The 6,011-nt window shown below is 62.7% G+C and carries 7 protein-coding genes; 2 read left to right on the plus strand and 5 right to left on the minus strand.

The window, feature by feature from the left end; genetic code table 11:
• From VEK15_29005 to VEK15_29025, 5 genes are all read right to left on the minus strand, one after another.
• Window positions 1–1,301 (minus strand): DNA polymerase Y family protein (locus VEK15_29005; protein HXV64773.1); only part of this gene is annotated, 1,301 nt, incomplete at its 3' end.
• Entirely contained in the window at window positions 1,279–1,932 is a 654-nt protein-coding gene (locus VEK15_29010; protein ID HXV64774.1) for a recombinase A, read from the minus strand. The genes VEK15_29010 and VEK15_29005, both read right to left, overlap by 23 nt.
• A 7-nt stretch (window positions 1,933–1,939) precedes the next feature.
• A complete protein-coding gene (lexA, locus tag VEK15_29015; protein ID HXV64775.1) occupies window positions 1,940–2,545 on the minus strand; it encodes a transcriptional repressor LexA in 606 nt (201 codons plus the stop codon).
• Between the two features lie 52 nt (window positions 2,546–2,597).
• Window positions 2,598–3,413 carry a nucleotidyl transferase AbiEii/AbiGii toxin family protein gene (locus tag VEK15_29020; protein ID HXV64776.1) on the minus strand — a complete coding sequence of 272 codons (816 nt, stop codon included), beginning with the start codon at window positions 3,411–3,413 and terminating at the stop codon, window positions 2,598–2,600.
• Window positions 3,410–4,060, minus strand: coding sequence for a hypothetical protein (locus VEK15_29025; protein ID HXV64777.1), 651 nt, complete (start codon window positions 4,058–4,060; stop codon window positions 3,410–3,412). Before VEK15_29025 ends, VEK15_29020 begins: the two co-directional genes overlap by 4 nt.
• 216 nt (window positions 4,061–4,276) lie before the next feature.
• Here VEK15_29025 and VEK15_29030 point away from each other — a divergent pair, with 216 nt between their 5' ends.
• Window positions 4,277–4,489 (plus strand): hypothetical protein, encoded by a 213-nt coding sequence (locus VEK15_29030; protein ID HXV64778.1) that lies wholly within the window; start codon window positions 4,277–4,279, stop codon window positions 4,487–4,489.
• Window positions 4,490–4,687: 198 nt separating this feature from the next.
• Window positions 4,688–6,011, plus strand: a 1,324-nt coding sequence (locus VEK15_29035) for an ABC transporter permease (protein HXV64779.1), incomplete at its 3' end; no start/stop codon positions are given.

Genomic DNA, 6,011 nt, shown 5'->3' on the forward strand with positions numbered 1-6,011 from the left:
GGCTCGTGGCGAGAGCGATGGGGAAGCGCCACGGGCTTGTCGAAGATGCGACGGATGAGGGACCGTTCGGCGCCGGCCTCCGGAGCACCAGGCTCGGGGAACGACTCGAGAGGCGCCCACTCGAATCTCGATGCGGGGAGGTGTCCATCCTTGAGCGCGGCGCGAACCACGGCGCGCTCTCCGAACTCCGCTCTCAAACGGGCGAAGGCGCGATGGCAGCTCGAAGGATCGCGCCGGGGGCGCTCGGCAACGAGCGAGAGCTGCTCGTTCGTCTTGGGAGCTACTTCCGCCGACACCGTGAGCTCGACGGCGCCGGCTTCGAGCGAGAGCGTTTCGAGCCGAAGGCGAACGAGCCCGACGAGAAGCGGACCGTTCAGCGTCGGAGCGTCGGGTCGAAGCGTTTCTCCGAGAGCGCTCCGATCGTCGAGCAGGAGCCGGAGGTGGAGCTTCACGAGCGCGAGGGTCTTCCGGTCGAGCTCTTTCAACAGGTCGTCCAGGATTTGCTTCACGAAGAAGACGAGCCGCTCCGCATCGGTCTCGGGTGAGGGAAGCTCCATCGTTCGAAAGAAAAGCTCTTCGGGAGGCTTGGGTCTGAGAGGCGAGAAGAGATCCCCCATGGCGAGACGGTGGAGTGCGTGGACTTGGGGGCCGAAGCGTTTCAGGAGACCCTTCGCCGGCAGACGCAGAAAGTCGGCGACCGTGCGGATGCGAAGCTTGCGAAAGGTCTCTTGAGCCTCGGGAGGGATGTCGAGACGTACGAGCGGAACGCCGCGGCACACCCGCTCTTCCTCTTCGCGGCTTTTGAAGACGACGAGCCCGCGCTTCGCGCGAGCCACCGCGTAAGTCCCGAAGCGGGTGAAGCCAACGACCACGGAAGAGACGAAACCCCGTTCGGAAAGCGCGTCTCGAACCGCTCGCCCCCAGACATCGAGCGAGGGATAGAGGCGAATCAGGCCCGAAGCGTTCAGCCAGAATAGACCCGGCGAGCGCCAGGTCTCGTCCGCGGGCTCGACCTCGGGGGTGAAACGTCTGAGCGACTCCGTGAGTCCTTCGACTCCCTTTCGAATCGCGGTCTCGTTCACCGCGCCGGCTCGAAGCTCGGTGGAAAGAGCGAGAGCCGCAGCGTAACGGTGCCCGGGGCGGATGCCTTTCTCCCACGCCTTTTCGTTCACCCAGAGGATGAACGCCTGAGGTTTTTCCTCGGCCACGACGGCCATGGGCTTCTCGCGCCAGTCCGGATGCGATTGGGCCAGGAGTTGGAGGGGGAACGCGGGGAGATCAACGCAGGCCAGCCGGTGCACGATACACCTCTCGATAGCGGCGTCCTGGTCCGCGGCGTTTGTCTTTCAAGATGACGATCTCGACCTCCGAGGGCGCGTCGGGATTGCGGTGTGCCTCGGCGCGAAGCGAGACGAGGGAGCTCAATGAGCTCGCCTCGCCCGTCTTGTCGGTCAGGGCGACGACGGCGGTAGCTGTCTTTTGTGCCAGGCCGACGAGCTTGGTGATGATGGGAACCGAGAGCTTTTTCGATTGGCGCGAGCGGCGCCCCTTGTTCTCCTGAAAAGCTTCGGGTCCGAGGTCTAGCACGACGAGCCCGAACCCCCCGGAGCGGGTCAGCTCTACGGTTGCTCTCGACGCCGCGCGGAGATCGGAGACGCGCACCACGGCGAGCCTTTTCAGATCGACACCCGAATCGGCGGCGTCGGGAGGAAAAAACGAGCTCTTTTCGAGCGTTACCCAGGCAACGGGCTCGTCTTTTCGCTGTGCCTCCAGCACGAGTCCGAAGGCAGCGGTGAGATTGGCCGCGGCGCGATGACCCGATATCTCGACGAGACGCCCCTCCATGGAAGCGAGACTCCAGACGTCTCGGCGATCGCGAGGAACCGCTTCGAGAGAAGCAACTCCCGTCGAAACCAGCCTCGGTGTCGCCATCGTTCGCTCAAAGTCGTCGACGTACCTCGATGACTTTTCCCAGAATCGTTACCGCCTCGGGAGGGGGGACGAGGACCTCGAAATCGGGGTTCTCCGGATACAGCTCGACGCGACGACCCCGAAGACGCAGGCGCTTGACGGTGGCTTCGTCCTCCACCAGCGCGACGACGATATCGCCCGAACGCGCCTCGGCTTGTCGGCGAACGAGAACCAGATCACCGGGAAAGATCCCGGCGCCGGACATGCTTTCGCCACGAACGCGAAGAGCGAAGATCCCCTCGCTCGTCAGGCTCGCTTCGATGGGCACGTATCCCTCGAGATCCTCGACGGCCGTCGAGAAATCTCCCGCCTGGACCCGCCCCAGAATGGGAACGAGTCTCGAGGGAAGAGCCCCTTCGGGCAGAGGAAGCTCGAGACCTCGCGACTCGCCGTCACGCTTGGAAAGCCGCCCTTCTCGGATGAGGGCCTCGAGATGCGCCCGCGCCGTCTCGACGGCGCGGAACCGAAACGCCTGCTGCACCTCCCGTACCGTGGGAGGGCGGCCCTCGAGAAGCCGCTCTCGAACGAACTGGAAGACGCGCTCTCTCGTCTCTCCCGGGGGCGTTTTCGGCATGGTGGAACGTTACCAGACAAATGTCTGGTACGTCAAGAGGGAAAATGCTCGGTCAGCGGTCTGCGGATTCCAGCATTTTCAACAGAAGCGACTTATCGAGAGCCTTCCGATCTTCGGGGCGAAGAAGAAACGGTTCCACGTCTCTCTCGACCTGATTCCACGATAGAGCCTTCACTCTCGATGCGGCCAGCTCCCTCCAGTTCGTTTCCGTTACCCGTGGACCCGGATAGCCAGTCTGTCTCAAGGCGTGGTTGAGATACGGAAGATTCGGAGAAACCTCCGGCCATCGGCTGAGATAGAAGAAGAGATCGAAGAAATCTCTTCCTTTGGCAAACCTGCGCTGGAGGACGGCATGCAGTTTTCCCGCGAGGAACGACGGCTTGTCATGGTGCAGGACGACGTAGGGCAGGTAAACGTTGACCAGCTTCTTCTCGAAACGGAAACTCGGAGGAGGGTTCGTGTCCACCTCCAACCTGACATTCAGTTTCTGATTCTCACGAGAGCTCAGGCCACATTCGTACAGCAATCGTTCGAAAACCACCATGCACGATTGTACGGCGCCCTGGAGGCGCGGCTTCAGTCGGACCCGGTATCCGCTGCTTTCGAGATCCCGGCGCATGCCGTCGAGTGCGACGTCGAGATCGTATGCGGGATCGGGCCGGACCAGGTGGAAATCGAGATCCTCGGAGAAGCGGGGCAGGTCGTGGACGATCCTCAAAGCGGTGCCACCGTGGAAGACGAGCTCGTCCAGCAGGTCTCGCTCGAAAAGCTGACGGAGCAGGACGTGGTGCAAGTATTCGCGAAGCCGGTTCCGCCTCGCCTGGTCCGTCGCCTCCCTTTTCGCGATCTCGACCGCTTGATCCTTCACTCACACCCTCGGAGAGGAAAGACTTCCGTCAGGAAGTCGACAGCGCGGCGTACCTTGGGGCTCTCGAAGCGGACCGCCGCGAGCAGAAGCTGGTCGTGACTCAGCTCGTCCAGGTTCTGAAAGCGCATCTCCTCGATGCGCTCCCGAGTCCACTCCCCGGGGTAGAGGTAGAACAAGTCGATGAGAGCCTTCTCGGGCACGGCCAGAAGGAACCTGGCCTGAAGGGGAACCGGGGTCACGGGGGTGGAGGTGTACTCGCGGTAGCCCCAGAAGCGACTCCGATCCAGCGATTGGTAGTGAAACCGACCGAGAGGCGTCTCCCAGTGATTCCGGCGCCTGGTGGTTACCGCTTGAACGACGCCGACGGCCTCCGGGATCAGGCCGTGGAATTCGAGCGCACTGAGAAGACTCACGTAGGATGGACGGTAAAGGTAGTTGGACACGAAGTAGAGCGAAGCTTCCTGTCGTCGATCAGCGGGCCTCAGAAGGTATTTCCCCCTCCGAAGCTGAATGAGCCGATCTTGGCTGACCCATCGCGAAAGTCGGGCCTGGATCTGGGAAGAGGGTTCATCGAACAACATGGCCAACTCCCTGGTCTCGAAGAACGGACGGTCTTGGAAGGTCTGGCGGATCGCGTCGAATTTCACGTCCGTAATTTACCATAATTGGTAAGTTATGTGCGAATATGCGGCGCCTGATTTCTCTTGAATGCGAAGACGCCGAGGCCCAAAGCACCGAGACCAATGAGTCAGCGCAGATCTGCGCCGTTGCCGGCCAACCCGGAACTTCAGGACCCGCGAACGTACTGCTCGACGACCGCAACCAGATACGTCTCGCCGACTTCGGCCAGGCCCGGCTCAGCAGTGAGACCGGTTCAGCTTTGGACGCTCTTTTACATGGCGCCGGAACAGACCGAACATGGCGCCCGTCCCGACGTGCGCTCCGACATCTATTCGCTGGGTGCTCTGGTGTATACCATGCTGACGGGCAAGCCACCTTACTCGACGGAAACGGCGAGTGACGAGCTGGCGAGCAGCCGCTCCACCCGCGAGAACGAGCGATGCCGCGCAAAGTAGAACGATGACCAGGACCGAGCGTCGCGCGAAAGCTTTCATGGGAACCTCCCGAGCGGAGGAATAATGGACTCATTGCATCGGGCGCCACCACTCGTGGCGCCGCGCACGTGCCGATGCTAAGCTCGGATTCGGACACGGAGACGGAGCCGGTGCCGGAGTAACTCGGGCGCAACGGACTTCGTCCAAAAGAGCATCGTGATGCTGTACGGGCTCGAGGTGCGCTTCATAGTGCGGAGCCTGCTGCGCTCGAAGACCTATACGATCTTCAGCGTCTTGACGCTCGGGGGCGCCATCGGCGCCACCGCCGCGATCTTTTCGATTCTCGACGCGATGCTGCTGCGACGGCTGCCGTACGAGGATCCTGACCGGATCGTGATGGTGTGGCTGAAAAACGATGCGCAAGGCTATCTGGAAGACGTCACGTCCTATCCCAGCTATGTCGACTTTCGAGACAGCAACGACACGCTCGCCGCGCTCGCGGCGTACAACCTCCAGACCTACCATTTGACGGGGGGGGGAGAGCCCGAACGCCTCGTGGGAGCCAACGTCTCCCCGAACTTCTTTCCGATGCTCGGGGTGGCACCCGAGCTGGGAGACTATCTCTCTGCGGAAACGGATTTCGTGTTTCCGGACCACCGCATCGTTCTCAGCCACGCGTTGTGGCAGCGGCGCTTCGGTGGGAGAGGCTCGGTCGTCGGCGAGCGGATCTTGCTCGATGGGACGCCGTTCATCGTCGTGGGGGTCATGCCCGCGTCTTTTCGCATCCCGGAGTTTCAAGATTTCTGGACCCCGTTGGCGCTCCAGGAAGACGCTCGCACCGCGAGACACGCCTTCTGGCTGTTCACCATCGGTCGACTGAAGCGGAACGTCGAGATCGAGGAAGCGCGTGCGGACCTCGAGGTCGTGATGAGGCGCATCGAGCGCGAGTTCTTCGGTTCCGAGGGTCGGATGGGAGTCGTCGTCAACCGCTTGCACGATCAGTGGGTGCGCGACATACGGGGAGGATTGGTGCTTCTCGGCGCGGGGGTCGCGAGCCTATGGCTCCTCGCGTGTACGAACCTCGCGGGCATCGGTCTGGCACGCGGAGCTGCACGCGACGATGAGATCGCTCTCCGCCGAACTCTCGGCGCGAGCGGCCGCCGGATCGTCGAGACCTTGGTGGGGGAGGGCATGCTCGTAGGCGCGCTGGCCATACCGTTTGCGTTGCTCCTCGCTACCGTTTTGACGAACGCCTTCGTGGCGACGGCCCCGGCGGGTCCAGCCGGAGTTCCCGAACCGTCGGTCGAGCCGGGCACCTGGGTGTTCGCCGCATGCCTATCGGTTGTGAGCGGCGTCCTCCTCAGTCTCGCACCGGCAATCCACGCGTCGTCTCGGGAGCTCTACGCGCAGCTTCGGCGAGGGAGCGGGCTCCGAGCGTCGGGAGGATCGCGGCAGAGGTCGCGGCGCGTGCTGGTCGTCTCGGAGATTGCGCTGGCTCTCGTGGTCCTCACGGGATCGATGCTTCTCGTACGAAGCTTTCAGG

Source organism: Vicinamibacteria bacterium (assembly GCA_035620555.1).
In the GTDB taxonomy this organism is placed as follows: Bacteria; Acidobacteriota; Vicinamibacteria; order Marinacidobacterales; family SMYC01; genus DASPGQ01.